The sequence below is a fragment of the Chitinophaga hostae genome (assembly GCF_018224885.1).
Taxonomy (GTDB): Bacteria; Bacteroidota; Bacteroidia; order Chitinophagales; family Chitinophagaceae; genus Chitinophaga; species Chitinophaga hostae.
Genome location: NZ_JAGTXB010000003.1, coordinates 629,774 through 656,678, shown reverse-complemented (window position 1 = coordinate 656,678; position 26,905 = coordinate 629,774). Strand labels below are relative to the sequence as shown.

At 47.8% G+C, this 26,905-nt stretch carries 16 protein-coding genes; 12 read left to right on the top strand and 4 right to left on the bottom strand.

Annotation, left to right across the window (positions count from 1 at the left end):
* The first annotated feature begins 256 nt into the window (after positions 1-256).
* The 10 genes from KE626_RS09715 (at position 257) to KE626_RS09670 (ending at position 15,479) form a co-directional block, all read left to right on the top strand.
* Positions 257-886, top strand: a complete 630-nt coding sequence (locus KE626_RS09715; RefSeq protein ID WP_211972672.1) for a DUF6088 family protein — start codon at positions 257-259, stop codon at positions 884-886.
* A complete protein-coding gene (locus KE626_RS09710) occupies positions 858-1,919 on the top strand; it encodes a nucleotidyl transferase AbiEii/AbiGii toxin family protein (protein ID WP_211972671.1) in 1,062 nt (353 codons plus the stop codon). The genes KE626_RS09715 and KE626_RS09710 overlap by 29 nt, the downstream gene beginning before the upstream one ends.
* A 62-nt stretch (positions 1,920-1,981) precedes the next feature.
* Positions 1,982-2,584: an RNA polymerase sigma factor gene (locus tag KE626_RS09705; protein WP_211972670.1), complete on the top strand. Its 603-nt coding sequence runs from the start codon at positions 1,982-1,984 to the stop codon at positions 2,582-2,584.
* Between the two features lie 96 nt (positions 2,585-2,680).
* Positions 2,681-3,850: a FecR family protein gene (locus KE626_RS09700; protein ID WP_211972669.1), complete on the top strand. Its 1,170-nt coding sequence runs from the start codon at positions 2,681-2,683 to the stop codon at positions 3,848-3,850.
* A gap of 312 nt (positions 3,851-4,162) precedes the next feature.
* On the top strand, positions 4,163-7,492 hold the full coding sequence (locus KE626_RS09695) for a TonB-dependent receptor (RefSeq protein WP_211972668.1): 3,330 nt from the start codon (positions 4,163-4,165) through the stop codon (positions 7,490-7,492).
* 12 nt (positions 7,493-7,504) lie between these two features.
* The gene (locus KE626_RS09690) at positions 7,505-9,190 is read left to right on the top strand and encodes a RagB/SusD family nutrient uptake outer membrane protein (RefSeq protein WP_211972667.1); all 1,686 of its coding nucleotides are present in this window, start codon (positions 7,505-7,507) and stop codon (positions 9,188-9,190) included.
* Positions 9,191-9,195: 5 nt separating this feature from the next.
* Entirely contained in the window at positions 9,196-11,676 is a 2,481-nt protein-coding gene (locus tag KE626_RS09685) for a hypothetical protein (RefSeq protein WP_211972666.1), read from the top strand.
* A gap of 5 nt (positions 11,677-11,681) precedes the next feature.
* A complete protein-coding gene (locus KE626_RS09680) occupies positions 11,682-12,728 on the top strand; it encodes a hypothetical protein (protein WP_211972665.1) in 1,047 nt (348 codons plus the stop codon).
* Positions 12,700-14,502: an FAD-dependent oxidoreductase gene (locus tag KE626_RS09675; protein WP_211972664.1), complete on the top strand. Its 1,803-nt coding sequence runs from the start codon at positions 12,700-12,702 to the stop codon at positions 14,500-14,502. The genes KE626_RS09680 and KE626_RS09675 overlap by 29 nt, the downstream gene beginning before the upstream one ends.
* Before the next feature lie 2 nt (positions 14,503-14,504).
* A complete protein-coding gene (locus KE626_RS09670; protein WP_211972663.1) occupies positions 14,505-15,479 on the top strand; it encodes an FAD:protein FMN transferase in 975 nt (324 codons plus the stop codon).
* A gap of 77 nt (positions 15,480-15,556) precedes the next feature.
* Here KE626_RS09670 and KE626_RS09665 read toward each other — a convergent pair whose 3' ends face one another.
* From KE626_RS09665 to KE626_RS09650, 4 genes are all read right to left on the bottom strand, one after another.
* Positions 15,557-17,350 carry a RagB/SusD family nutrient uptake outer membrane protein gene (locus KE626_RS09665; RefSeq protein WP_211972662.1) on the bottom strand — a complete coding sequence of 598 codons (1,794 nt, stop codon included), beginning with the start codon at positions 17,348-17,350 and terminating at the stop codon, positions 15,557-15,559.
* Between the two features lie 25 nt (positions 17,351-17,375).
* Complete coding sequence (locus tag KE626_RS09660) at positions 17,376-20,792, bottom strand: SusC/RagA family TonB-linked outer membrane protein (protein WP_249207369.1); 3,417 nt, start codon at positions 20,790-20,792, stop codon at positions 17,376-17,378.
* Positions 20,793-20,892: 100 nt separating this feature from the next.
* Positions 20,893-21,873 carry a FecR family protein gene (locus KE626_RS09655; RefSeq protein ID WP_211972661.1) on the bottom strand — a complete coding sequence of 327 codons (981 nt, stop codon included), beginning with the start codon at positions 21,871-21,873 and terminating at the stop codon, positions 20,893-20,895.
* Positions 21,874-22,002: 129 nt separating this feature from the next.
* On the bottom strand, positions 22,003-22,557 hold the full coding sequence (locus KE626_RS09650) for an RNA polymerase sigma-70 factor (protein WP_211972660.1): 555 nt from the start codon (positions 22,555-22,557) through the stop codon (positions 22,003-22,005).
* Between the two features lie 323 nt (positions 22,558-22,880).
* On the opposite strand from KE626_RS09650, the gene KE626_RS09645 reads away from it, so the two are divergent.
* Both KE626_RS09645 and KE626_RS09640 read left to right on the top strand, forming a co-directional pair.
* Positions 22,881-23,891, top strand: a complete 1,011-nt coding sequence (locus KE626_RS09645; RefSeq protein ID WP_211972659.1) for a zinc-binding alcohol dehydrogenase family protein — start codon at positions 22,881-22,883, stop codon at positions 23,889-23,891.
* A gap of 30 nt (positions 23,892-23,921) precedes the next feature.
* On the top strand, positions 23,922-26,723 hold the full coding sequence (locus tag KE626_RS09640) for a family 78 glycoside hydrolase catalytic domain (RefSeq protein WP_211972658.1): 2,802 nt from the start codon (positions 23,922-23,924) through the stop codon (positions 26,721-26,723).
* The last annotated feature ends 182 nt before the right edge of the window (positions 26,724-26,905 follow it).

The window sequence follows — 26,905 nt, the reverse complement described above, 5'->3', positions numbered from 1 at the left end:
TTTTTGTTTTACGCGTAGTACAGAATGATATCAGCAAGTGTATTTGTTGTAAAAAAATAGTTGTGATGAATGGCTAAAAATGAGAATCAGCACATGTTGTTTGTTAAAAATAAATTAAGTATAATATTAATATTATTATAGATATTTAAATTTGATTGATTTTCAAATATATAATAAATTATTTATTTTATTTATATTGTTACCTTTTTAAGGATTTTTGTAACAAATTGTATTCTCTTTTTGTATTTTTGTTGTAATGGAAAGTGTTCAAACCAATATCGAAAAACAAATTCTCCGCTATAAAAAAGGAGCGCTCATTTTTCCTGCTGATTTCAGAGGACTAGGTTCAATTGATGCTATAAAAATGGGATTATCGCGATTGACCGCAAAAGGAAAATTGCGTCGTCTTTCTCATGGCATTTATTATGTTCCGAAATCGGATCCGCTATTGGGCGAGTTATATCCTTCACCAGAAAAAGTAGCGACCACTATTGCCAGAAAGGAAAAAGTACGTATTAAGCCCACTGGCTCTCAGGCCTTACACCTGTTAGGGCTTAGTACGCAGGTACCTACAAAGTTGGTTTACCTGACTGACGGTGAGCGCCGGCAAATAAAAATGGGTAATACGCTGATTGAATTTAAACCAACTACGCCCAGGAAACTGGCTTTTGCAGGAGAATTGAGCAGTCTTGTGATATTGGCGTTGATGGAAGTTGGAACCCAGCATTTAAACAAGGAGTTGGGTAAAAAAATAAAGGCGATTCTTCTGCAAGAGGAACACAAAATATTGGCAAGAAATCTTAAGATGGCTCCGGCACAGATTTATAACTATATTAATAACCTCTTAAACGAGAAAAATGATTGGATGGTTAAACCTGACAGCTGAGCAACGACGCACAACGCTCGATCAGGCTGCAGTTAGAAGCGGTATTACTACTAAGGCCCTCGAAAAAGACTGGTGGGTTACCCTAACATTAAAGACACTTTTCCAAACTCCATACGCTTCCCATTTTACGTTTAAAGGGGGAACTTCTCTAAGCAAGGGGTATAAATTAATCCAACGATTTTCAGAAGATATTGACATTGCTTTGGCTCCTGCCGCTTTTGGCAGAATGTATCAACCTAATCCAACCTATAGCTACGTAAAACGACTTAAAAAAGAAGGCTGTCAGTTTACGACTATCCAGGTTAAAGACGCACTTGCGAAAAGCCTGTCGGAGCTGGGATTGGAACCGGATATCGCCGCTGTTATAGCTGCACCTGTTGATCGTAGTTTGCCGGACAAAGATCCGCAAACGCTTTATTTGCATTACCCTTCATTATATGCCCCCCACCATTATTTAAAAGACGAAGTAAAAATTGAATTCAGCATAAAGTCCCTTTCAGAACCGTACGAGCAGGTACTCATTCAGTCTCTTTTATGGGAATACTTTCCCAATAAAGCGTATGAGGAATTGCCGGCTTCGATCAGAACTACGCTTCCGGTGAAAACGTTCCTGGAGAAAATGTTTTTGCTACACGAAAAATTTTCTGGGAATGACAGGCCTGGAATCACAAACGAAACAATAAGCCTGGAGCGGGGTTCCAGGCATTTGTACGACCTTGTTAAAATGATGGAACACGGAATAGCCGATGCTGTTTTGGCCGATCCCAACTTTTACGCCGCATCATTACTACATCGGAAACATTGGATACGGCTCAAGGGGATAGACTACAATACGTTACTTCCCGGTACATTAAACTTTATACCTCCTGCCGCGATCATTGAAAAATATCGTGCGGATTATAATATGATGTTGAAGGAGATGATCTACGCACCCTACCATAACTTTGAAGTGTTGGTAGAAAAACTCCACTCTCTCAACCACCGTTTCAAAAAAATGCCCCAACCCCTCCAAATTATTTTTCCCCGCCTTTAATCATTTTTGTTACTTTTATTCCAACTACGTTATGTAAATACAATTCCACTTTATCCTGTTTCATGGAGTATATAACCACGGAGAAATTGTTGCTGCAGAAGGCCGCATCGGGACATGAGGAGTCTTTTACCCGGCTATTCCTGCTGTATCGGCACAAGCTGTACAGTTTCCTGCTGCGTTTCACCGATTCCCCCGAAATGACCGAAGATGTGATCCAGGACGTTTTTCTTAAGTTATGGAAAGACCGGGAAAACCTGGTGAACATCGACCAGTTTGGTGGTTATATATACCGCATGGCCCAACACCAGGTAATTAATGCTTTCCGTCGTATGGCCAGGGAAACGCTGATCCTGGCGGAGTTGAATAAAACAACGGCGGCAGTGAACACCAGTGCGGAAGATAATCTGAATGTCCGCGAGGTGAGGGAAATGCTCAATACCGCCCTGGAAAAACTACCTCCCAAGCAGAAACTGGTATTTACGCTTAGCCGGGATCAGGGATTAAAACATGACGAAATTGCCCGGCGCCTGAATATCTCTCCATCTACCGTTAATAATCATATGATTGCCGCCCTGCGTACCATCCGGGAGCAGCTTGGCGTACACCTGCATTCTGCCACAGGGGCTTCCTGCCTGCTGCTGGTCATTACTTCCTTTCAGCAATAAAAAAATTTTCTGCCGGACTAGGTATATGTTTCTTCCTGTTTGTCTATAGGAAGATGGATACCTTGAACAGGCACCTGATAACCGTAAAAGAGCAAGATGCTGTCAGCAAGAATTAAATACCTGGTTGAACGATATTTTGATAATTCAGCTACTGCAGCAGAAAAGCTGGAGCTGGCGCAATGGATTGATGGTGAAGCCAGCCAGGAAGAGCTGGAATCCGCGCTGGGAGCTTCCTGGGAAGCGCATGTGCCGCAAATACAAATGCCTGATGAGATGTCGGATCGCATGGTGGCATCTTTTTTTGGGACCGTTCCCATTGCACAAACGGCGCCGGTTGCCCGCGTGGTACGGTACCGCTGGTGGGCGGCCGCAGCAGTATTGTTGCTCGGAGGCGGCATTTGGTGGGCGATGCAACATCGCCCGCCGCAGCCTGTAATGGTGGCTGGAAGAGCGGAGCGCTACAAGAATGAAGTAGCGCCGGGCGGTAACCGCGCGTTGCTAACGCTGGCCGATGGCCGCGTAATTGAGCTGGACAGCGCCGGCAACGGGGTGCTCACCCAACAGGGCAATGTTAAAATTGTGAAGCAAAGTAACGGGGAGCTCGCCTATGAAGGAAACGGTACTGGCGAGGCTATGTATAATAAAATGTCGACGCCAAGAGGTGGACAATATCGCCTCAAACTCCCCGATGGTACCGTGGTTTGGCTTAACGCGGCATCGTCTGTTTTTTACCCGGCAGCTTTTGTAGGGAAAGAAAGAAGGGTCACCGTTACGGGGGAGGTGTATTTCGAAGTAGCTGCCAACGCCAATATGCCGTTTATCGTAAAAGCGGGTGAGGTAGATATTACGGTGATGGGCACACGATTTAATGTGAATGCCTATGAACAGGAAGCGGTCATAAAAACCACGCTGGTAGACGGCGCCGTGAGCGTGGCCAGTACCAGCACAAAATATATACTGAAACCGGGTCAGCAGGCACAGGTAAAACCAAATGGCTCGCTGGCGGTAATGAGCAATATAGATACAGAAGAAATTATTGCGTGGAAAAATGGGTTCTTCCAGTTTAATGACGCGGATATGCCCACGGTAATGCGACAGCTGGAACAATGGTACGACGTAAAGGTAAGCTATGAAGGAGATATCCCGAAAAGGAGCTTTGGTGGCGGTATACAACGCTCGCTGCCCCTCACGGAAGTATTAAGCATCCTGGAAGCGAATGATGTAAAATTTAAGATCAACGGAAAAAATATCACCGTATTGAAGTAAACCACGTTTTTTATTCATCACATGTAAACATGAATTCCACTACGTAAACAGCTAAGGTTTACGGTCAACATTGTTATGCACAAAAAAAGCCGGAAATACTGGTAATATCTCCGGCGGCATCTGGCTAACAATGAAAAAAAAAGTCGGCGAAGACTCCTTATTCATTCAACCAAACAATGCAAATGTATGCAAATTAATTGTAACGCTCTTTGCAGCCGGAAAGCCGTTGCTATGCCATGGGCCGCCGTTTTGAGGCTCCGCAAAACAACTTCCGGGCATCGCACGCTATGCTCAACCAAAATGCTGTTAGCTATGAAGTTAACGTTTCTGTTGCTCACCGTTGTTCTCCTGAATGTAAGCGCTACCGGGCTTTCGCAGACCGTCAGCTTTTCGGGAAAGGAAGTGCCGCTGAAAACGGTATTTGCCGCCATTAAAAAACAAACAGGATACGTGGTATTCTACGATAACTTCCTGCTAAAAAACAGTCACCCCGTTACGTTGTCGATGCAGCAGGTACCACTGGAGGAACTGCTGGCAGCTACGCTAAAAGGGCAGGGACTCAGCTTTTCCATCGTAGATAGAACCATTTCCATCAAAAAACAGGTATCGCTCACCCTGCCGCCTATACTGAAACTCCTGGAGTTGCAAATGACCGTCAGCGGAAGAGTGACAGACGAAACCGGCACACCGCTGCCAGGAGTAACCATCCTACTGAAAGGCACCAACAAAGGTACTACCACCAATGCTATGGGTGAATACCAGTTTGCAGGTGTGGCGGAGGGAGCTACCCTCATCTTTACCTATGTAGGTTATGATAAACAGGAAGTCACCATCAACGGACAGTATAAGGTTGACATTCGCCTCAGCAAAGCGGCCAATACCGCCCTCGATGAACTGGTGGTGATTGGCTATGGTACGGTGAAAAAGAGCGATCTCACCGGCGCTGTTTCTACTGTAAAAGGGGAAGCTGTTGCTAACCGTAAAACCACCCAGGTATCACAAGCGCTGCAGGGCGCTATGCCCGGCGTAATGGTAACCCGCAGCAATAATGCTCCCGGCAGCACCGCCCAGATCCGCGTGCGTGGCATCACCACCATCAAAGATGCCGGCGCCACGCCCCTGATCATCGTCGATGGCGTACCCATCGACGATATCAATTCCATCAACCCCAATGATATCGATAATATTTCTGTATTGAAAGATGCCGCCTCAGCATCCATTTACGGCTCCCGCGCCGCTGCGGGTGTGATACTGGTCACCACCAAACGTGCAAAAAACGGACAGCTGGACCTGAACTACGGTTATGAATATGGCATAGAAAAACCTACTAAACTTCCCCGGTATGTAGACGCTGTACGCTATATGCAGCTTACCAATGAACTGAGATGGAACGATAACGGTAATAACGCCAATGAATATCCTACCTATACAAAAGATATTGTAGACAATTATAATAGTCTGCATCAGCAAAATCCGGATCTGTATCCCAACACTAACTGGAGAGGACTCATTATGCATAACAGCGCTCCCCGCGAAACACATATGCTCAGCATCGCCGGCGCCGGTAAAGCACTGCGCTCAAGGGTATCGCTGGTGTACGATAAAAACGGCGCATTATACGATGATCGTTCCTATGATCGCGTCACCGCACGTGTCAACAATGATATTACCATCAACAAATACCTATCGGCCAGTGTAGACATTAACTACAAACGTACCATGGTGAAACAACCTACCGTTGATCCGATGTATAAACTGGGGATCATGCCGCCTATCTATGCGGCCATGTGGTCCGATGGCCGGATCGGTGCGGGTAAGGATGGTGCGAACATCTACGCCATGACGAAATACGGAGGTTTTAGTAACGACTGGTTCAACCAGCTGGGAGGCAAAATAGGTATTGATTTTACACCCATCGAAGGACTCAAAATTTCCGGTATCGTAGCCCCTTTCCTGAATTTTGATAAAGGAAAAAAGTTTACTAAAAAAATACCTTACACGTCTTTCAATAATCCAAATTCTATTTCCGGTTATATTGAAGGCGCCTCCGAAACCAAGCTGGAGGAAAGCCGCAACGACAATTATCGCTATACCACGCAGTTTATCATAAACTACAACAAACAGCTGAAAGCCCATAACATCAACCTGATGGCCGGTTATGAGTATTATAAAGCATTTGATGAATTGTTAGGTGCGTCAAGAGGACAATACCTGTTGAATAACTATCCTTACCTGAACCTCGGCCCGCTTGAATTCCGTGATAACAGCGGCAGCGCGTTTGAAAATGCTTACCGGTCCTGGTTTGGAAGGGCTATGTACAGTTACAAAGACAAATACCTGCTGCAGGGAAACATCCGTTACGATGCCTCTTCCCGCTTTGCTCCCGGTTACCGTTGGGGCGCATTCCCTTCCTTTTCCGCCGGCTGGGTATTATCGGAAGAAGGGTTTATGAAGAGAACGGCGCCGTGGCTGTCGTTCGCGAAAGTACGCGCCTCCTGGGGCTCGCTGGGTAATGAGCGCATTGGAAATTACCCTTACCAGGCTTTGTTATCTTTCGAAAATAATTCCCTCTTTTATAAGGGTAGTACAGTGGTATCCGGACAATCGGCCGCACAATGGCAATATGCTATCCGCGATATTTCCTGGGAAAGCACTCATTCCTGGGATATAGGCGCCGACGTAAACTTCCTAGGTAACCGCCTGCGCTTTAGCGGCGACTACTACCAGAAAACAACCAGCGATATTTTGCTGGAACTGGAAATACCGGATTATATCGGCTACGATAACCCGTTTCAGAATACCGGTAAAATGTATACCAAAGGATGGGAAGCACAGCTGGGATGGAGTGACAGGATCGGTGATTTCTTCTACAGTGCATCGGTAAATATCTCCGACTTTGTTACAAAAATGGGCGACCTGGGAGGCACACAGTTCCTGGGCGATCTGATCAAAAAGCAGGGCAGTGAATACAACGAATGGTATGGCTATGTATCCGATGGCATTTATCAAACACAGGATGAGGTAGATAAATCGCCAAAACTAAATGCCAACGTAAAACCCGGCGATGTGCGGTACCGCGATATCAGCGGCCCGGAAGGTGTGCCGGATGGAAAAATTTCTCCTGAATACGACCGGGTATTGCTGGGCGGTTCTTTACCCCGTTACCAGTATGGCGCTTCTATGCAGGCAGGCTACAAAAACTGGGATCTGGGTATAGTGCTGCAGGGAGTGGGCAAACAAAGTTCCCGCCTCTCCCCCGATATCGTACAACCGCTCCGCGAAAGTTTTGGCAACTTCCCCGCCATCCTGGATGGTAACTCCTGGAGTAAATACAATACACCGGAACAAAACCTCGCTGTTCGCTATCCACGTTATACCAATACTTCGGCAGGTAACAACTATGCCATGTCCGATTTCTGGCTGATGAACGGCGCGTATTTCCGTGTGAAAAATATCAGTCTCGGTTATACTCTGCCCAATGCCTGGATGAAGAAGATCCATATCCAGGGACTTCGTTTATACGGCAGCGTTAGCGACCTGGTATCTGTTCATCATTTTCCCAAAGGGTGGGATCCTGAACAGGGAGGGCTGGTATATCCCATTACCACCAGTTTTGTATTTGGTGCATCCGTTAAATTCTAAATCTCCACGATCATGAAGCAACTTATTTTTATACTGATATCAGGTTTGTTGATCAGCTCCTGTGGCTCACTGGACCTGCATCCCCTGTCGGATGGATCGAGCGAAACCTGGAATTCCACCCCGGAAGAAATTGAGATGTCGCTCAACGGATTGTATAAAGCCGATTTCTGGTTGAAGGACAGCGACGACTGGACCGACGACTGGATATACCGTGACGCCACCACTGAAGTAACCGGCGCCACTATCAATGGTGAAACCGGTTTTGTAAAAGATTGGTGGACCAAAACCTATAAAGCCATTGCCAGGGCCAATAACATTTTACAAAGCATTTCCAGGGCGGCGAAGGTGTTGTCGCCCGAGCAGATCAACGCCTACAGTGCTGAAGCCCGCTTTGTAAGAGCCAGTCAGTATTCCCGGCTGTTAACGCACTATGGCAACATTGTATATACCGATTCCACACTTGATATTGAGCAGGCGTTGAACATGAAGCAGATGGATAAAGCCGAAGTGCTGAAAAAAATCTATGCTGATTTTGATGCCGCCGCTGCCGTATTAAAAACTACTTATGGCAGCGCAGAACTGAAGCGTGCCACTAAAGGTGCTGCATTGGCCATGAAAGCGCGCACTGCGCTGTATATGGGCGATTGGGCCACTGCCCGCGATGCTGCAAAAGCCTGCATGGACCTGGACGTATATAAACTCCACGATAATTTCAGTAACCTGTTTTTATCTAAAACAAAAAACTCCACCGAAACCGTATTTGGTTTGCCGAGATCCGTTACGCTGAAAGTAACCCTGGGTGATTGCCAGAACTTCGTAAGCCGTAACTCCGGTGGCTGGGCGGCCAAAGATCCTTCCTGGGACCTGCTCTGCGCATTCCTCTGTAAAGATGGTTTGCCGATAGATGAGTCGCCGCTATATAATCCGCGTCGTCCGTTCGATAACCGTGATCCCCGCTGCACCGCTACTATCGTGGAATTCCAGACACCGCACCTGGGATACATTTTCCAGCCGCATCCTGATTCGGTAACGGTACTGAAAATATCGGATAACAAATATGTGGAGAATAAAGACACCCGCTCTATTGCGCAATATGCATCCTTTAATGGTTTGCTGTGGAAGAAAGGGATCGATGGCGACTGGCTGCTGAACTCCTGGACAGTAGAGCCGGACAACATTATTATCCGTTTCGCGGATGTGTTGCTGATATATGCAGAAGCAAAAACAATGTTGGGCGAAACAGATCAGTCCGTGGCCGATGCCATCAACAAAGTAAGAGCCCGCGCTTACGGTACCGTATATACGAATACAGCCGGTTATCCATCGGTAGCAACTACCAATAAAAATGCGCTCATCAAAATTATCCGTACCGAAAGAAGGATGGAATTTGCACAGGAAGGTATACGCTATATGGATATTATCCGCTGGCGCCTGGCGGAAAAAGTACTCAATAAACCTAACTATGGTTTGCTGGAGCCGGCAGAACTGCGCACTAAAATAGTAAAACCGGGTTTATGGTTTTTCCCGCAAACACCCGCTATTGATGAGGATGGTGTAGCGGATTTTATGCCGATGTACAGCGCAGGACTGATCAAGCAAATCGCCGTCAGGAAGTTTGATGCTACGCGTCAATACCTCTGGCCCATTCCTTCTACCGAAGTACTTACCAGTCATCTCACACAGAATCCAAATTATTAAGATATATGAAGATAAGAAAGAGCAGGGCTATACTGGGCGTCGCCATCGGGTTATTGGGCATAGGCTGTAACAGTGATGCACAAACGAATAAACCCCGGTCATACAGCGGTATTTACCCGCAGCTGGCCATGTACAATAGAGAGGGCGAATGTGGCACCGGCGCGGTAGTGCCCTGGGCAGGCAAATTGTGGGTAATCACCTATGGACCGCATATGCCCTTTGGCTCGTCTGATAAGCTGTATGAAATTACGCCGGAGCTGAAGCAGGTGGTGCGTGAAGAAAGCATCGGCGGCACTCCCGCCAACCGCATGATACATCCGGAAAGTAACCAGTTGTTTATTGGTCCCTATGCGATCAGCGATAAAGGCAATGTAAGGGTAATCCCCTACACTACCATGCCGGGACGGCATACCGGCAACGCACGGCACCTGACGGATCCTGCCGGGAAAATATATTACGGTACTATGGAAGAAGGCTTTTACGAAGTAGATGTGCATACCCTTCAACCAACAATGTTGTATGAAGATGGCAATGTAAAAAATAAGAAAGGCGCCGATACGGTTGCCAACGCGGCATCGGCGCTGCTGCCGGGAGCGCATGGGAAGGGATTGTATTCCGGTCAGGGCGTATTGTTATATTCCAACAACGGCGAACCCGGACCTAAAGCACTCACCGATTTTGATATTCCTGCCGGCTCTTTGTCGGAATGGAACGGGAAAGACTGGAAAGTGATACGCCGTAACCAGTTCGTGGAAATCACCGGTCCTGGCGGTATACAGGGGAATAAAAATCCTGCCACCGATCCCATATGGACCACCGGCTGGGATCATAAATCATTATTATTGGGATTGAGGGATCAGGGGAAATGGCAGTTTTTCCGGTTGCCCAAAGCAAGTCACTCCTATGATGGAGCCCATGGCTGGAATACCGAGTGGCCGCGTATCCGCGACATAGGCGCCACCGGCAAACCTGATTATCTGATGACTATGCATGGTATGTTCTGGCATTTTCCGGCCAGCTTTACTGCAGGGCATACTGCGGGTATCCGTCCCCGTAGTGCCTACCTGAAAGTGATAGGCGACTATGCCCGCTGGCAGGATCAGCTGGTATTTGGTTGTGATGATGCCGCACAAAAAGAATTTCTCAACAAACGTACGGCAAAAGGAACGATAGAAGGACCCGGTCAGTCCAATTCTAATCTCTGGTTTACCAGTCTGCAGCAACCCGACGAACTGGGACCCAACACCGCAGAAGGTGCGGTATGGCTCAATGAACCGGTAAAAGCGGGTGAGGCCTCAGAGCCTTTTTTATTTGCCGGCTGGCCTTCCCGCAGCGCACGCATTCAACATAATGGTGCGCAGCCGGTGGCATTTACCTTTGAAACAGATAACAAGGGTAATGGCGCCTGGACTACCGCACAAACGATCACCGTAGCACCCGGTCAGGCTGCTGAAATTATTTTCCCGGAAAATACACCGGGAGAATGGATCCGCGTGAGGATTGCAAAAAATGTAACCGCTACCGTTCATTTTTTTCTGACCGCCAATGATCGCCGTAACACCGTGGCATCACCGATTTTCCACGGTCTCAGTAAAGTAACCACCGCCAATGTGAATGGCGGCCTGTTATATGGATTGGGCAATGATCGCCGTGCATTAGGTATGGCGGCCCGTACCTATCAGCAGGGCAACGCCACTGATATCGGGTATTACGAACTAACGGCAGATATGCAATTGATAAAAAAGGAAGATCCTGCCACGCAGCAGTTTATCCGGCAAAAATTTGCCATTCCCCAACAGCCGGTTGTTGTTGAAGCCTCTTCAGTACTGATAGTAGATGACAAGGGACGGCGCTGGCGGCTGCCACTGGGCGATGCGGCTTATTCGGATCTTATTGGTAAAGCTGCGTTGCGTATTTGCAGAGAAGTATCCACTGAAAGGGATCTTTTTAATTGTCATGGTACATTTTATGAACTGCCTGCGGAAAACGCAGATGGCTATGCGAAAATAAGACCGATATCCTCCCATCATTTCCGGATCAACGATTATGCTGCCTACCGGGGAATGCTGATCATGACAGGAATAGATCCGGACGCAAAAGCGGGCGACCACATTATTGTATCAAACGATCATAAAGCCGCTGTATGGGCCGGCGCTATCGATGATCTGTGGCAGATGGGTCGTCCTACCGGTCATGGCGGACCATGGCAGCATACCGCCGTTACTGCCGGACAACCATCCGATCCCTACCTGATCGGGTTTTATGAAAATCGCAGTCTGCGGCTATTGCATGACAGCGATGCAAAGGTTACATTTACTATTACCGTTGATCCGGTTGGTAATGGCGTTTGGATGCCCTATAAAACAATTACCGTAGCGCCCGGAGAAACTTTTGCATGGCAGTTCCCCAAAGGGTTCCAGGCCAGGTGGATACGTTTTTCCAGTGATAAAGATTGTAAAGCCACCGCAATTTTAGACTATAAATAAATACAATGAAATGTTTGTTTGCCGGTTTATTGCTATTGTACAGTCATGTGGTGTATGGCGGGAGCCCCTGTGCTGATACCACTTATGATGTATTGCATAATCAATCGTTGCTGCCGGACGCGCATCGTCGTCAAACATTTGCCGTCCGCGAAAACGACAGCACCAACTATTCGTTGCAGCTGGCATTGGATAAGGATGGTCGGCCATTGTATTACTACAGGAATATTTTTACGCCGGTTTGTTATACAGGGGAATGCAAACCGGTGTTCATCAACTTTTACTGGGACCTGCTGGGGAATTATATCCGCTACGATTTGCCGGCGGGCGAAGCGCTGACAAAGCTGGATCATAAAGTATTCAAACCTGCTGACTATGAAAAATTGCAGGAGATCCTGGCGAAACCGGATTGCCTGTTGGCGGAGCTGAAGATCACTGATCTGATTGTGCCGGGTACCGAAAAACTGGCCGACTCTGTGGATGCCAGAACGGGCGCCACGCTGAAAACTATCAAAAATGAAGTGATCCCGGGCGCCGTATACACTTGTTATACGCTGTGGCATATGGCCCATGGAAATGTGGTGGAAGAAATAAACCGTATTACGGAAACGTATAACAGCAAACAGCTGCTGCACCGTTTTTTATCTTCCGGAAATCCTGACTACCAGTATTGGGCGTTGGGAAAAGTGATGGATAAAAAAGGAATGATTACCCCGGGTTTTGAAACAGCTATCCGGAACATCGTCAACAGCAAGCATATTTTTATTGCCCGGTATATCCTGCAACAGGTGGATGCCGGTTTTTATACCGGGAAAAAGGCGCAGCATTGGTTATGGGATACGTTTACCCGCGCGCCCTATCCTGCGCAGCTCACCATACTCCGCCGGTTGAAAAATGTTCCGCTGCAAGGGGAGTTGGTCCGGCGCCTGGCCGATACGCTGGCCAACGCTAACGGAGAGCAGGCAAACTTACTCCTGGCTTTGCTGAAAGCGGCGCCGGAAAATAATTACGTTAAAAAGAAATTACATGACTATGAAATACAACAGCATCAATAATTTACTGCGCATCATGCTATTGTGTTGCGCTACATTAACGCTGCATGCGCAGCAACAGGTGTTTGTGGAAACCGAATCTTTCGCCAATAAAGGGGGATGGGTAATAGATCAGCAGTCGTTTGCCGTAATGGGATCTTCGTACCTGATGGCGCATGGCATGGGCCGGCCGGTAGGCGACGCAGTGACCACCGTTGAATTTCCTGCAAAAGGTAAGTACCGGGTATGGGTGCGTACCAAAGACTGGGCGCCGTTTCCCAAAGGGCCGGGAAAATTTACGGTAACGGTAAACGGGAAGCAGCTTACACCGGTATTTGGCGAAAGTGGTAATGACCAGTGGAAATGGTATGATGGTGGTGAAGTGAATATCACGGAGCAGCAGGTAAAATTATCGTTACATGACCTGACAGGTTTTAATGGGAGATGTGATGCGCTGTATTTTACCACTGCTGCGAAATTTACCCCACCCAATGATTTGCCCACCCTGAGCGCCTTCCGCAGAAAACTGCTGCATACTACCGAGCTGCCTGCCGATGGCGGACAGTACGACCTGGTAGTGGTAGGCGGTGGCATTGCCGGCACCTGTGCTGCTATTTCCGGCGCGCGCATGGGACTGAAAGTAGCGCTGATACAGGACCGCCCGGTACTGGGAGGTAACAACAGTTCAGAAATCCGGGTACACCTGATGGGAGATATCGACAAAAATTATTACCCTAAATTAGGAAGAATAGTAAGAGAAATGGATAACGGCGATCCTGGCAATGGTAATCCCGATGCCCGTGAATACGGTGATAAGCGGAAGATCGACATTGCAAAAGCAGAGAAGAACCTGCACCTGTTTTTGAATACCTATGTGTATAAAGTAGAAAAGGAAAACGACCGCATCATTGCCGTAACAGGCCGTGATATTGCCAGTAACCAGGAAACAAGATTTACCGGTACGTATTTTTCGGATTGCACCGGCGATGGCACCGTAGGGTACCTGGCAGGAGCAGAATTCCGCATGGGCCGTGAAAGCAAAACAGAAACGGGTGAGTCGCTCGCAGCAGAAAAGCAGGACAGCTTTACGCTGGGCACTTCCAATTTATGGGCATCGGTACCGGTAGACAGTGCTACCACCTTTCCTGCCACGCCCTGGGCTATGCAGTTTTCGAACGAGTATCATATCGATAGCTATAAGGCCGACTGGGAATGGGAAACAGGCTTTGGTAATTTTAATACCATTACAGATGCAGAGAAAATACGGGACCATAATCTCCGCGCCATATACGGTAACTGGTCTTATCTCAAAAATAACAAACCCGAAAAATACGCAAAGCAGGAGCTGGCATGGGTAGCCTATATCGGCGGTAAACGTGAATCGCGCCGCATCATCGGTGATCATGTACTCAACCAGATGGATATACAGGAAGGCAAAATGTATCCGGATGGCGCTGTTACCGCCACCTGGACCATCGATCTGCATTTTCCCGATCCTAAAAACAGCCGGTACTTTGAAGGCCAGGAATTTTTTGCCGGTACCAAACATATACGGGTAGCCCCTTACACGATTCCTTACCGTTGCCTGTATTCACATAATATTTCCAACCTGTTTATGGCAGGCAGGAACATCAGTACTACCCATGTGGCTTTTGGTAGTACCCGTGTAATGCGTACCTGTGGTATGATGGGAGAAGTAGTAGGCTTCGCTGCCGCTGTGGCAAAGAAATATCACAGCAGTCCGCGGGGCGTATACCAGGATCATTTGACGGAGTTGATGAATTTGCTAAAAGAATAATAGTGTACAGCATCTATCTCTTTTTTTTGTGGTTCCACCTGCCGGTGGTGACCCTGCAAGGCAGCGCGCAGGGCACCACCTGGCTGGTGATGTATGTTGATCCGCAGCAGCGTAATTTCCAGGGCGCTATAGATACTACGCTGCTGGAATTTGACCGGTGTTTATCTATTTATCGCCGGGATTCTGAACTCTCCCTGTTTAACCGGTCGGCCGCTTCCTGGGAATTTCAATCCCCTTATTTTTATCCCGTACTAAAAAAATCAGCCGAGGTGTATGCCGCCACCAACGGTGCTTTTGACCCTACCATTATGCCGCTCACAGCAGCTTACCGTGCGGGGAAAAAAACGGGTAGCCCCTGGTGGGAAAAGGCCGATTCACTGTTACAGTATGTAGGCTTTTCACAGATCAGCTTTGATGAAAGCAGTGTGCACAAATCAAAAGAGCAGGTGCGACTCGATTTCGATGGCATTGCACAGGGCTACAGTGTGGATGTTTTAGCGGCGCTGCTGGAGCGCAACGGTATCCGTGATTACATGGTGGAAATAGGAGGAGAAGTGCGCTGTAAAGGGCTGAAAAACGGCAAGGCGTGGACCATCGGTATCGACAATCCCCTCCACCCCGGGCAAAAGGAAGCGACCGTACAGCTATTGAACAGGGCAGCTACCACGGCAGGCAACTATCGCGATCATTATGAGCAACAGGGAAAAACACTGACACATATTATTAACCCTCTCACCGGCTTTTCTTCGCCATCTGCTTTGAAGAGCGTTACCGTATTTGCCGCAGATGCCATTACTGCCGATGGCTATGATACCGCATTTATGGTAATGGGACTGGAGGCTACCAAACGCTTCCTGGCGAAGCATACAGAACTGGATGCGCTGCTGATTTATACTGCGGAAAACGGGGAGCTGCGGGTATTTATGACCAGGGGAATTAAGCCGTTTGTAATTGGGCTGGATGGGTTGGCTGACTAGTACGGTTTACTTGCTGCATTTTACCGGGAAAGAACTACCTGCTATCCGTTGATAAAGATAGCAGGCAGTATAAAAGGTCAATATCCGGGGTTCTGCACAATTTTGGGATTCCTGTCTATAACGTCCTGTGGTATCGGGTTCAGGTACATCTTCTGTGTAAATACATGCGGATGGTTCAATGGTACAACCTCATATTTCCATACTCCCGAATTATCAGCCGGCACGGTATTGCTTATCTTCATAGCATGCTTATCCACGTTCATAACAGTGTTGGCTGTTTTCAGCCGGATGATATCATAAAAGCGTTTATTTTCGAAACACAGTTCCACTCTTCTTTCATGATAAATGGCCGCTTGCATATCCTGTTTGGATAAACCTGCCGGAAGGTCCGGCAGTCCTGCTCTTTTTCTGACCTGGTTAATGGCTTTATATACCGTTGCATCCGGGCCTGCCGATTCATTTTGTGCTTCTGCGTAGCCCAGTAATACTTCAGCATAACGGTAGTAAACGAAATTAGCGCCGCTGACGGCGCCGCCGCCGGGCCTCACGAGGGGATTGAGGCGTTTCTTAAAATAGTAGCCGGTGTTGCCTACGTCATCTGTTCCGAAATCAATCTGGTTTTTGGAAGGGTTTACTTTGTCGATGCGGGTATAAATCGTATCGCCTTTAGTCATCCAGGCCATTTTGTATGGGGCGCCGTCGTATACAATCCAGTCGTAGAACCTTTTTTCGCGTCCTACGTAGGGATGTTGAGGGTCGTAGCCGGAGGAGGGATCGGTGATAGGTTTGCCATTGGCCATATTGAACTGATCTACCAGTTCCTGGGTGGGGCAGTAGTTGCCCCAGGTATAGTAGGCGCCACTGATCCATACCGGGCCTCCGTATTGTTCGAAGGAAGACCCCATGGTGTTGGCTACTACCTGCCTGTCCCATACCACTTCCGAATTATATTCATTGGCTTCATACCAGAGGGCGGCTGGGTCGGGGAATAGTTCATAGGCTTTGCCATTGCCATAGAGGTCAATAAATTGTTTGAAGGTGGCGGCTGCGCGGGCCCACCGCTGTGCATCATAGTTATTATAACCGGCTATCTTATTGGCATCCGCGCCGGCTGCAGGTTGTGCAGCATTGAAAGCGGGGCTGGCAGCATATAGTTCCACCCATCCTTTTAGTGCGAGTGTAGCGCCAAGTGTGGCGCGGCCGGCATCTGCATCGCCATGGTTGTATTTGGCGGTCAGATAACCGCCTTTGGCCACAGCGTCCAGTTCTGAGGTAATAAAGGTGACGGTTTCTTCAAATGTATTACGGGGCGTGTATATCAGGGCGCTATCCATCGTCCTTCTGTCTGCCGCCGTAGTGATAACAGGTAAACCGCCTACATGCATCCACAATTCGCTGTAGAAGAATGCGCGCATAAACCGGGCTTCGTCTATTCTTTTATTGAGCCATTCCGGTGAAAAATGGTCAGCATATTTCTTTACTGATGTTATGAAGGTGTTGCATTTGCGGATGCTGGTAAAGGTGCTGGTCCAGTTGGTAATATCTGCAGACCCGGTAATGCCACCCCATATGGTATAGTCGTTGGAGGCTGGAGATATGATACCCTGTTTCCAGTTATAGGAAGTGTAATAGAATCCTGCGTCGTTATCATCTGTAAAATTGTCCAGGTTTTCCGCCTGGTTCCAGTAGTTGGGCAGGGCGCTGTAGATGTCGTTGAGGAACAGGTCTGCATTGCCTTCTGAGCTCCATTGCAGTTCATCGGTTAGTTTTGCCTTGTCTGTGTTGTCGAGGAATTTTTTGTTGCACGACAGGCAAACGGTGAGCAGTGTGGCAATGAATAGTAGCCGGGTAAACGATGTGATATAGATCATAATATTTTATTTACAGAGATGAAGACTAAAAGGTCACATTCAGGCCAAAAACGATGGTCTTCTGATTGGGATAGGCTGTTTCCACGTCGGTATAGCCTACTTCAGGATCCATGAATTTCAGTTTGCTGAAGGTGAGCAGGTTTTGTCCGGACACATAGCAGCGGACGCTTTGCATCTTCGCCTGTTTAGAAATGCTGGCTGGCAGCGTATATCCCAATACGGCTGTCTTTAATCGCAGATAGCCTGTTTTCATCATCCAGAAATCAGAGTTCTGGGTATTGTTCGCATAGGGGGATTGGTTTGCCCGTGGATAAAGCGCATTGGGGGTAGTGGGTGTCCAGTGGTTGTTAAAATATTCATAGGAAGAATTACTATTATTGTTGTTGAAGGGCACTGTTTGGAAACCACGGATATTCAGACTGGCCAGGGCGGAACCCTGGAAGAACAGGCTTAAATCGAATCCTTTCCAGGAAGCGCCGGGCGTAAAGCCATAGGTGATGAACGGATACACCGGGTTACCGGTTACCACTTCATCGTTAGCATCTATTTTGCCATCGGGTTTTCCATTAGGCCCGCCGATATCAGCGTAACGGATGTCACCGGGATGGAGTACACCAAATTGGGTAACATTGTAGCCATCGTCGCCATTAATGATGCCATCCTTATTTTTATCGTCTTCTAAAGAAAATAATCCCAGTGCATGATAGCCGAACTGCGTGCCGGTGGGCCGGCCTGTTCTGCTACGGTTAGGGTTATTACGGGTAGCGGGTGTTTCAAATACCTGGACCATTTTATTTTTGGCATAGCTGAAGTTGCCGTTCAGGTTCACCTGTAATCCATTGTTGAACCGGCGACTGGTACCTGCTGATATTTCTATACCCCGGTTTTCCATGATGCCCTGGTTTTCATCAGAGAGGTTTAAGCCATATTCCACCGGTACGGTTACAGCAGGAGGCAGCAGCATACCGGTCCTTCTTTCATGAAAATAATCTATTTCCAGGGTCAGCAAACCTTTCCAGAGCGTGGCGTCTATACCTATATCTGTTTTGGTGGATATTTCCCAGGTGATATTAGGATTGGCTTCCCTGGTGATATTAGATCCCTGTACCATGGTGCCGTTGCCGAAGGCATAGGCGTTGCCGTATAAATTATAACCATTCAGGTATTGGAAGGCGGCGCCGGCCAGGTTGCCGGATTTGCCCCAGGAGCCTCTCAGTTTCAGGTAGTTTAATATACTGCTACGGTCGCGGAGAAAATTTTCTTCAGAGATAATCCATCCTGCGGAGAAAGCCGGGAAATAGCCCCATCTTTTGTCCGGTGCAAAAAAGTAATGACCATCATATCTGCCGGCCGCTTCAAAGAGATATTTATGATCATAGCTGTATCCTACGCGGTAAACAAAGCCCAGCTGACTGCCGGTAGCAGTAGAGCCGTTGTTGTCGAAATCGTTTTTATTGGAGCTGCCCATACCCAGCTCGTCAATATTGACGGCAAAATTATTGCGCCGTGCAGAAAAGCCGGTAGAATCATTTTTACGGGCTTCTGCTACCAACAAGCCGGTAAAGTCATGTTTACCAAAGTTGTTGTGATAGTTAAGGTATCCCTGAAAGGTGAAGTACTGATTTTTTGCGTACTCCTGGTTCAGCCAGGTATAAGGCGCAGCGCTTCCTTCGGATGTGGATACCTGTTTCGTATAGGTGTAAGGGGTAGTGGCGGTATTTTGTGAGTAGAAATAGAAAGGGGTATGCCATCCCTTTATCGTATAGTCGTTAGGGTCATAACTGAATGTTCCTTTTATACTCAATCCTTTGATAAAAGGCAGTTGTTGCTCTACCCCCAGCGTAGTAAGCAGGGAGGTGGCATTGCGGTGGGAATAGCCGGCATTGAGGATACCAACCGGCGAATTACCGGCGAATTCCCCCCAGAGACCGTTGCTGTAGTACAGGTTGGTGATGGGGATCAGTTTGTATGCGCTCCGGAAAAGCTGACCTGGCGTGGTAGCGGCATCCACGCTGTTGGTTTTTTCTACTGCGCCAATGATCGACAACGTTACATTGGTGGTAGGAGTAGCGTTTATTTCCATATTCACGTTATAGTCGTAGCGCTTGTAGTTTATTGGCGCAAACATACCATCCTGTTGCAGGTAACCCAAACCTGCATAATACTTCATTACTTTGGAACCACCGCTCAACTGCAGGTTATAGTTCTGAACAGGTGCGTGCATGCGCACCAGGTCTTTCGTATTGCTGATTGGATATTTATCGGGATCTTTTGCATTCAGGTCTGCATAGTTAGCTATCAAATCGTTTGCAAACGGTTGTTGGGTACCTGTTGGATTTTCATTTTTATAGGCTTCATTACGCAGCCGCATATAATCCTGTGCATTCAGCATTTTAGGATAATAAGTAGGTGTTTGTATACCATAATAGGCATTTAATGAAAGGGTAGGTACGCCGGTTTGTCCTCTTTTAGTTGTGATGAGAATTACGCCATTGGCGCCGCCAAGTCCATATGGAGCTACGGCTGCGGCATCTTTTAGTATTGTTACTGATGCAATGGCATTGGGTGAAATTTCGTTGATGTTATTACGGATAATACCATCCACTACTATTAGCGGGGAGTTGTTGCCGGTGGTGGCAATGCCTCTGATGTGGATATCGGGATTGTCTTTACCCGGTTGTCCGCCATTGGGGCGCATACTCACGCCGCTGATATTACCGGCCAGTGAGTTGGAAATATTGGCCACTGGTGATTTGGCCAGTTCTTTTCCCTGCACAGCTGCTACTGCGGCGGTAGAAGATGTTTTTTTCTGTGTGCCGTAGCCTACCACTACTACTTCATTAAGGCCGCTGGCGCTTTCTTTCAGGATGATATTGAGCGGTTGCTCACCGGCAATAACTTCCTGTTGCTCATAGCCCACATAGCTGAATATGAGCGTGGCGCCTGCTGGTGCGGGCAGTTCAAAGCGACCGCTTTCGTTGGTGACAGTACCAATATTGCTGCCTTTTATTTTAACGGACACGCCGATGAGGGGATCGCCTTTCTCGTTTTTTACGGTGCCGTTTAGTTTCACAGTACGGATATTTTCCGGTGTAATCACAATCACTTTATGATCCAGCATGGTATAACTGAAATGGGTGCCGGACAGGACGGTGGTCAGTATTTCAGGTACAGTGGCATTACTGCGGCGGATGGATACGGTAGCGTTTTCCGGCAGCATATCATCATTGTAAATGAGCCTGTAATCACTTTGCTGCTGTATGGTTTTTAATGCAGTTTTGAGGCTGACTTTTTCCAGGGAAATATTGACTTTTTCCTGCGACCAGGCAGTGGCATACGCCTGTGTACAAATCAGCGCCAGGAGAAACATAGCTAGTTTCATCACCAATAGGTAGTGCCTGAGACGTTTATAGAACGTCCATTGTAGTAGTATTGATTTCATAACATGGAATTGGGTGAGGGTGAAGGAAAGTTAATGAGTCGGATGATCGCTCTTTTACGTCATTGTTGTTGGGTTTTTAAAGGTAAATAATCGGACCAGGTCATTGGCTGATCCACACTTCGTTATTACTGATGCGATAAGTGAAATGGCGGGAAAGCTGCAGCGCTTTCAATGCTTCGGTTATTGGTTCGGCATCAATTACGCCGGAAAAGTGCAGGTGCTTCAGGTTGCTTGTTTCAAAGTGGAAAGTAACGCCATACCATTGTTCCATTTTTTTGGATAATACTTCGAAAGAATCGTTGTCAAACACCAGCCTGTTGTTTAACCAGGACAGCTCCGGCGCTTGTCCTGTGCTGTCTTTCCGGATATTTTCCCTTATCATGGTGGTAGCAGCTGCAGGGATGATAATTTTTTCATCCGGTTTTAATTCGAGGCGGAGCTGTTGGAAATTGACTGCCACTTTTCCGCTGATCAGGGTGGCAGCAACGCAATGGTCTTTCGTGTATGCCTTCACGTTAAGAGTGGTGCCCAGTACCGTGATGTTTACCTTGCCGGCATGAATGATAAATGGGAGTCCTGCGCGGTGCGTTACATCGAAAAAAGCTTCCCCTGTAAGCACTACTTCCCTGTTTTGCCGGCCAAATTGCTGTTGATGAAACACCAGTTGACTGTTATGGTTAAGCCACACCTGTGTGCCATCCGGCAATACTATTTTTGATTTGCCGGCTGCCGGGGAGCTGACTTGTTGCAGGTTACTGTTGGCTCCGGTGTGTACATACCACCAGGTGCACCAACCCAGCAGCAAAACTGCCGCCGCAGCAGCGGCTGCCATGTGCCGCAGCAGGAAAGGGCGTCGTTGAGGCGGTATACGTTCTGCAATGTGTTCCCATATACGCGTATGGCTATCTGCATTTTCTTCCGGCGGCGCTAACGGGATGCCCCATATTTTCGCAATAAGCGTACGCGTGGCTGCGGCGTCAGGATCCTGTTGCAATAGATTTTGCAGCTCCTCCAGTTCCGGTGGTGTGATATCACCGCTCGCTTGTTTGCCCAGTAATACCCATATTCTGTTGTTGTCCATTTTTAAAAAGCTTATAGGGTTCCTGCCTGGTCGTAAAAAAGAATTGTAAAACAGTAATGGGCTGCTGTACCGTGATATAAGACAATATGAAAGAGGAAATACCCCCAAAGGGGCAGCAATTTATTTTAATTAATGTGAGCTGGGAAGATAGGCAAGGAGGTGATGCAACTTCTTTAATGCAATACCAACCTGATTTTCAACAGTTTTTACCGACACGTTCAACAAAGCAGCTACTTCGCGGTATTTCAGGTTGTCTTCTTTTACGAGTTTGAAAATAATGCGGCACTGGGGTGGCAACTGGCTGATCGCGATGTTAATCCGGCGGATCATGTCGTTGCTGATGAGCTGGTCTTCCGGCGTATGGGCTACCTGGTATTCGGGCACATAAAAATCGTTGAGCCCGAATGTTTTTTTGCCGGCGTATTTCCTGAGATAGTTTAGGGCGATATTACGTGTGGCGGTATAGAGATACCCTTTCAGGTTGCTTACCTGGCTAAGGTTATCCTTTTTTGTCCACACCTGTATAAATACATCTTCCACAATTTCTTCTGCCATTTCCTTTGTATGGACCATTGCGATGGCAAGCTGCAGCAATTGGGGGCCGAAGCAATCATACAATTTTTTTAATGCCTGTGTATCACCGGTATGAATTCTACGCTGCAATTCGGAGATATCGTTGTGCATAACGGTAAAAATACCTAAATTATGCAAATATGCAAATGCTCATATAATAAGTGTCAATAGGACAAAACTATGACTATTAAAGATGTTCGTATGATTGTTGGTTGCGTGTTTTTTGCGTTTGCTGTCGGGATTCTGCAGCAAATCCGTTCGCTATATTGCAGCCGTTTTTCTGCCGGTATTTGTTGGAGTCGTTGATAGTTGTTTAGTAATAACCTGCGGGAATGTCCTGGAAAGAAAAAGTATCTCCGGAGATATTTTCTTTGGGTGATGATCCGGGGGGAAAAATATGCTGCCAGTTACCGGGAATTTTGTAAATTATTGTAGTGAAAACACTCATTTGTACTACACCCGGAAATTTTGAATATGGTTTAGGCGCCATGCCCCAACTACGGCAGGGTTATGCCATTATTAAAATAAAGAAGATCGGCATCTGTGGCACCGATCTGCACGCCTTTGAGGGTACGCAGCCCTATTTCAGTTACCCGAGGATCCTGGGGCATGAGCTGGCAGGAGAAGTGGTGGCGCTCGACGATGTGCCCGGATTTCAGCGGGGGGATATGGTGACGGTCATCCCGTATGAAAATTGTGGCGCCTGTATTGCCTGTCGTTCGGCGAAGCCTAACTGCTGCGAGCAAATTGCAGTATTGGGGGTGCATAAAGACGGTGGCATGGCAGAATACCTGTTGGTGCCAGGGCGCTTGCTGGTGCATGGGGAAGGGTTAACAACGGAACAGCTGGCGTTGTCAGAGCCGTTTTCGATCGGAGCACATGGCATCCGGAGGGCTGCTGTGCAACCGGGAGAATTTGTGCTGGTAATGGGTGCTGGTCCTATAGGGCTGGCAGCGATGGAGTTTGCGCGTATTGCCGGGGGACAGGTGATTGCCACGGATCTTCATGAAAAACGGTTACAGTTTGCCAAAACGGTATTACATATCCCGCATGTATTAATGGCCGGCGCAGATATGCAGGCAACGGTGAAGGAGATTACCGGGGGCGACATGCCCACCGTGGTCATAGATGCTACAGGTAGTCAGAAAGCCATTAATCATGGTATTTACTACCTGGCGCATGGCGGCCGCTATGTTCTCATTGGGTTGCAGAAGGAGCTGTTGCAGTTTTCGCATCCTGAATTCCATAAAAGAGAAACTACATTGATGAGCAGCCGCAATGCCACCCGGGAAGATTTTGAACAGGTGATCCGTTCTATAAAAGCAGGACAGGTGCGACCGGAGGCTTATATCACGCACCGCATAAAATTCGGAGAAGTAAAAACGGTGTTTCCTTCCCTGCTGGATCCCGGCAGTGGAGTGATGAAGGCGATGGTAGACATGTAACACCATACTGTTATCAAAAATCAATACAGGATGATGAAATCCCGGTTATTATTGTTGTTGTTATTATTATTGTTTATCTCTTCCAATACAATTGCGCAGGGCACCCTACAACACCTGTTATGTGAAAATACCAGCCGGGGTGCGGGCATAGATGCGCGGCAACCTGTGTTTAGCTGGCAGTTGACGGGGCATACTGGTAATATCCGGCAAAGCGCTTATCGTATCCTGGTGGCTGATAATCGGGCAACGCTTGCAAAAAATAAAGGCAATATCTGGGATTCAAAAAAGGTGATGTCTGATGAATCGGTGCAGCAGGTGTATGCCGGTAAGCCGCTGGCATCTGCCACTACTTATTACTGGAAAGTGATGATATGGGATCAGCAGGGCAAAGCCTGGGGCTGGTCTTCCCCGGAGCAGTGGCAAACGGGGTTGTATAGGCCGGAAGACTGGCAATCTGCGCAATGGATTGGATATGAAAAAATGCCGGATGGGGAACGCATTGTACCGGCGATTACAGATGACAGTGATGAAAAATACCGTCACCGGACAGATGTGCTGCCGTTGTTAAGAAAAGAATTTACCCTGCATAAACCGGTTACCAAAGCCACCGTTTTTATTTGCGGTCTTGGTCAGTTTGATCTGCATCTGAACGGAAAAAAAGTGGGCGCTCATTTCCTGGATCCGGGTTGGACAAAATATGATGAGCATGCGTTGTATGTTACGTTTGATGTGACCAAAATCTTGCAAAGCGGGTCTAATGCTTTAGGTGTGATGCTTGGCAACGGTTTTTTTTATGTACCTGGTGAAAGGTATCGTAAGTTGACCGGCGCTTATGGTTATCCACAGCTGATTTGCCGGCTGTACCTGCAATATAGGGATGGTACGGCGGAGAATATTGTCAGCGATACTACCTGGAAGGCTGCTCCTGGCCCGGTTACTTTTTCGAGTATTTATGGGGGAGAAGATTATAATGCTACCCTTGCACCCGATGGCTGGGATACAGCGGGGTTTCCTGATCAGCCATGGCGACAGGCCGTGGTAGTGAATGGGCCACGTCGGCTCGATGCTCAAAGTGCGGATCCTTTGCTTACCTGGGATCATTTTGTGCCGGTAAAAGTTACGCAGCCTAAGCCGGGTGTGTGGCTATACGATATGGGACAAAATGCATCGGCTATTCCTTATCTCGCAGTGACGGGACCTGCCCATGCGGTAGTGAAAATTACACCGGCAGAGTTGCTGACTGGCGGGGGATTGGCGGATCAGTCGGCCGTAGGAAGCCCGGTGTATTTCAATTATACGCTGAAGGGCGACAGTATAGAAAGGTGGCAGCCCCGGTTTATGTATTATGGGTTCCGTTATTTACAGGTAGAGGGCGCGGTACCTGAAGGCACAGCCAACCCCGGGAAGTTGCCGGTGATCCGTGATCTGCAAAGTATACATACCCGCAATGGCGCTGCTACCATTGGTGCATTCGATTGTTCGAATGCATTATTCAACAAAACATTTACGCTGATAGACTGGGCTATCCGGAGCAATATGGCCAGTGTGTTTACGGATTGTCCGCACCGGGAGAAACTGGGGTGGTTGGAAGAAGCACACCTGGTGGGTAGTTCTATCCGGTATAATTATGACATTGCGCGGCTTTGCCGTAAAGTGGTTAAGGATATGATGTATGCGCAAACCGCTGAGGGATTGATTCCTGATATAGCCCCGGAGTATGTGCATTTTGATGCCGGCTTCCGTGATTCGCCGGAGTGGGGGAGTAATGGGGTGATATTACCTTACTATATGTATCAGTGGTATGGTGATAAAGGAGTATTGGCGGAGAGTTACCCGATGATGACCCGTTACGTGGATTACCTGGAGAAAAAAGCGGATCATCATATTCTTCGTCATGGTTTGGGCGATTGGTACGATATCGGTCCTAAGTTCCCGGGGGAGTCGCAGCTTACACCGAAGGGTATAACGGCTACGGCTATGTACTATTATGATCTTAGTATCCTTACCAGGGTGGCGGGTATACTTGGTAAAACCGCAGACGAGCAAAAATACCGGGTGCAGGCCGATGCAGTGAAAACGGCTTACAACAAGGCTTTCTTTCATGAGGATACCCGGCAATATGCCGGTGGAAGCCAGACAGCGAATGCTATGTCGGTATATATGGGGCTGGTAGACAGTATTTATAAAGCAGATGTGGTAGAAAATATAGTGGCTGATATCCGGCAACATGATAATGGTATTACTGCCGGCGACATTGGTTACCGGTATTTATTGCGGGTGTTGGATGATGAGGGACGCTCTGATGTGATCTATGATATGAACAGCCGCTCCGATGTACCGGGTTACGGGTTGCAGTTGGCGCAGGGCGCTACTGCGCTGACGGAATCCTGGCAGGGGTATCATAATGCGTCCAACAATCATTTTATGCTGGGACATTTGATGGAGTGGTTTTATACGGGTTTGGCGGGGATACGTCCGGCCGCAGGCAGTGTGGCTTTTCGCGATATAGTGATTCGTCCGGAGCCGGTGGGGGATGTTACGTTTGTGAATGCCCGTTATCAATCGCCCTATGGTGAAATTATGAGTAGCTGGAAAAAGGAAGACAATGATTTTTTCCTAAAGATTACGATACCGCCCAATAGCCGGGCTACTGTTTATTTACCGGCATCTTCCACTTCTGATGTGACGATGGATGGAAAGGCTTTAACCGATGGTTATAAGGATGGCCGCTTCGTGGTCAGCACCGGTTCCGGGAGTTATTCTTTCCGGGTTACCGATACGCCGCCTGTCAGCTCCTCTTCTGGCAGTTATGCTACGCTTATTACAAGATAGAAGGTAATGATGATGAAAAGAGCCACCCGGTCAACACTGTATTGGGGGCTGTTTCTATGCTTGCAATGACCGGCATTTTAAAAGCCGGTTGACGGTTGTTTGCTGTTGATATTGTTAGGCGTCCATAGTATGTTTTATTTCTCCTGGAGCAGGGGGATAGGAGGATGATATGGCTACTCCCG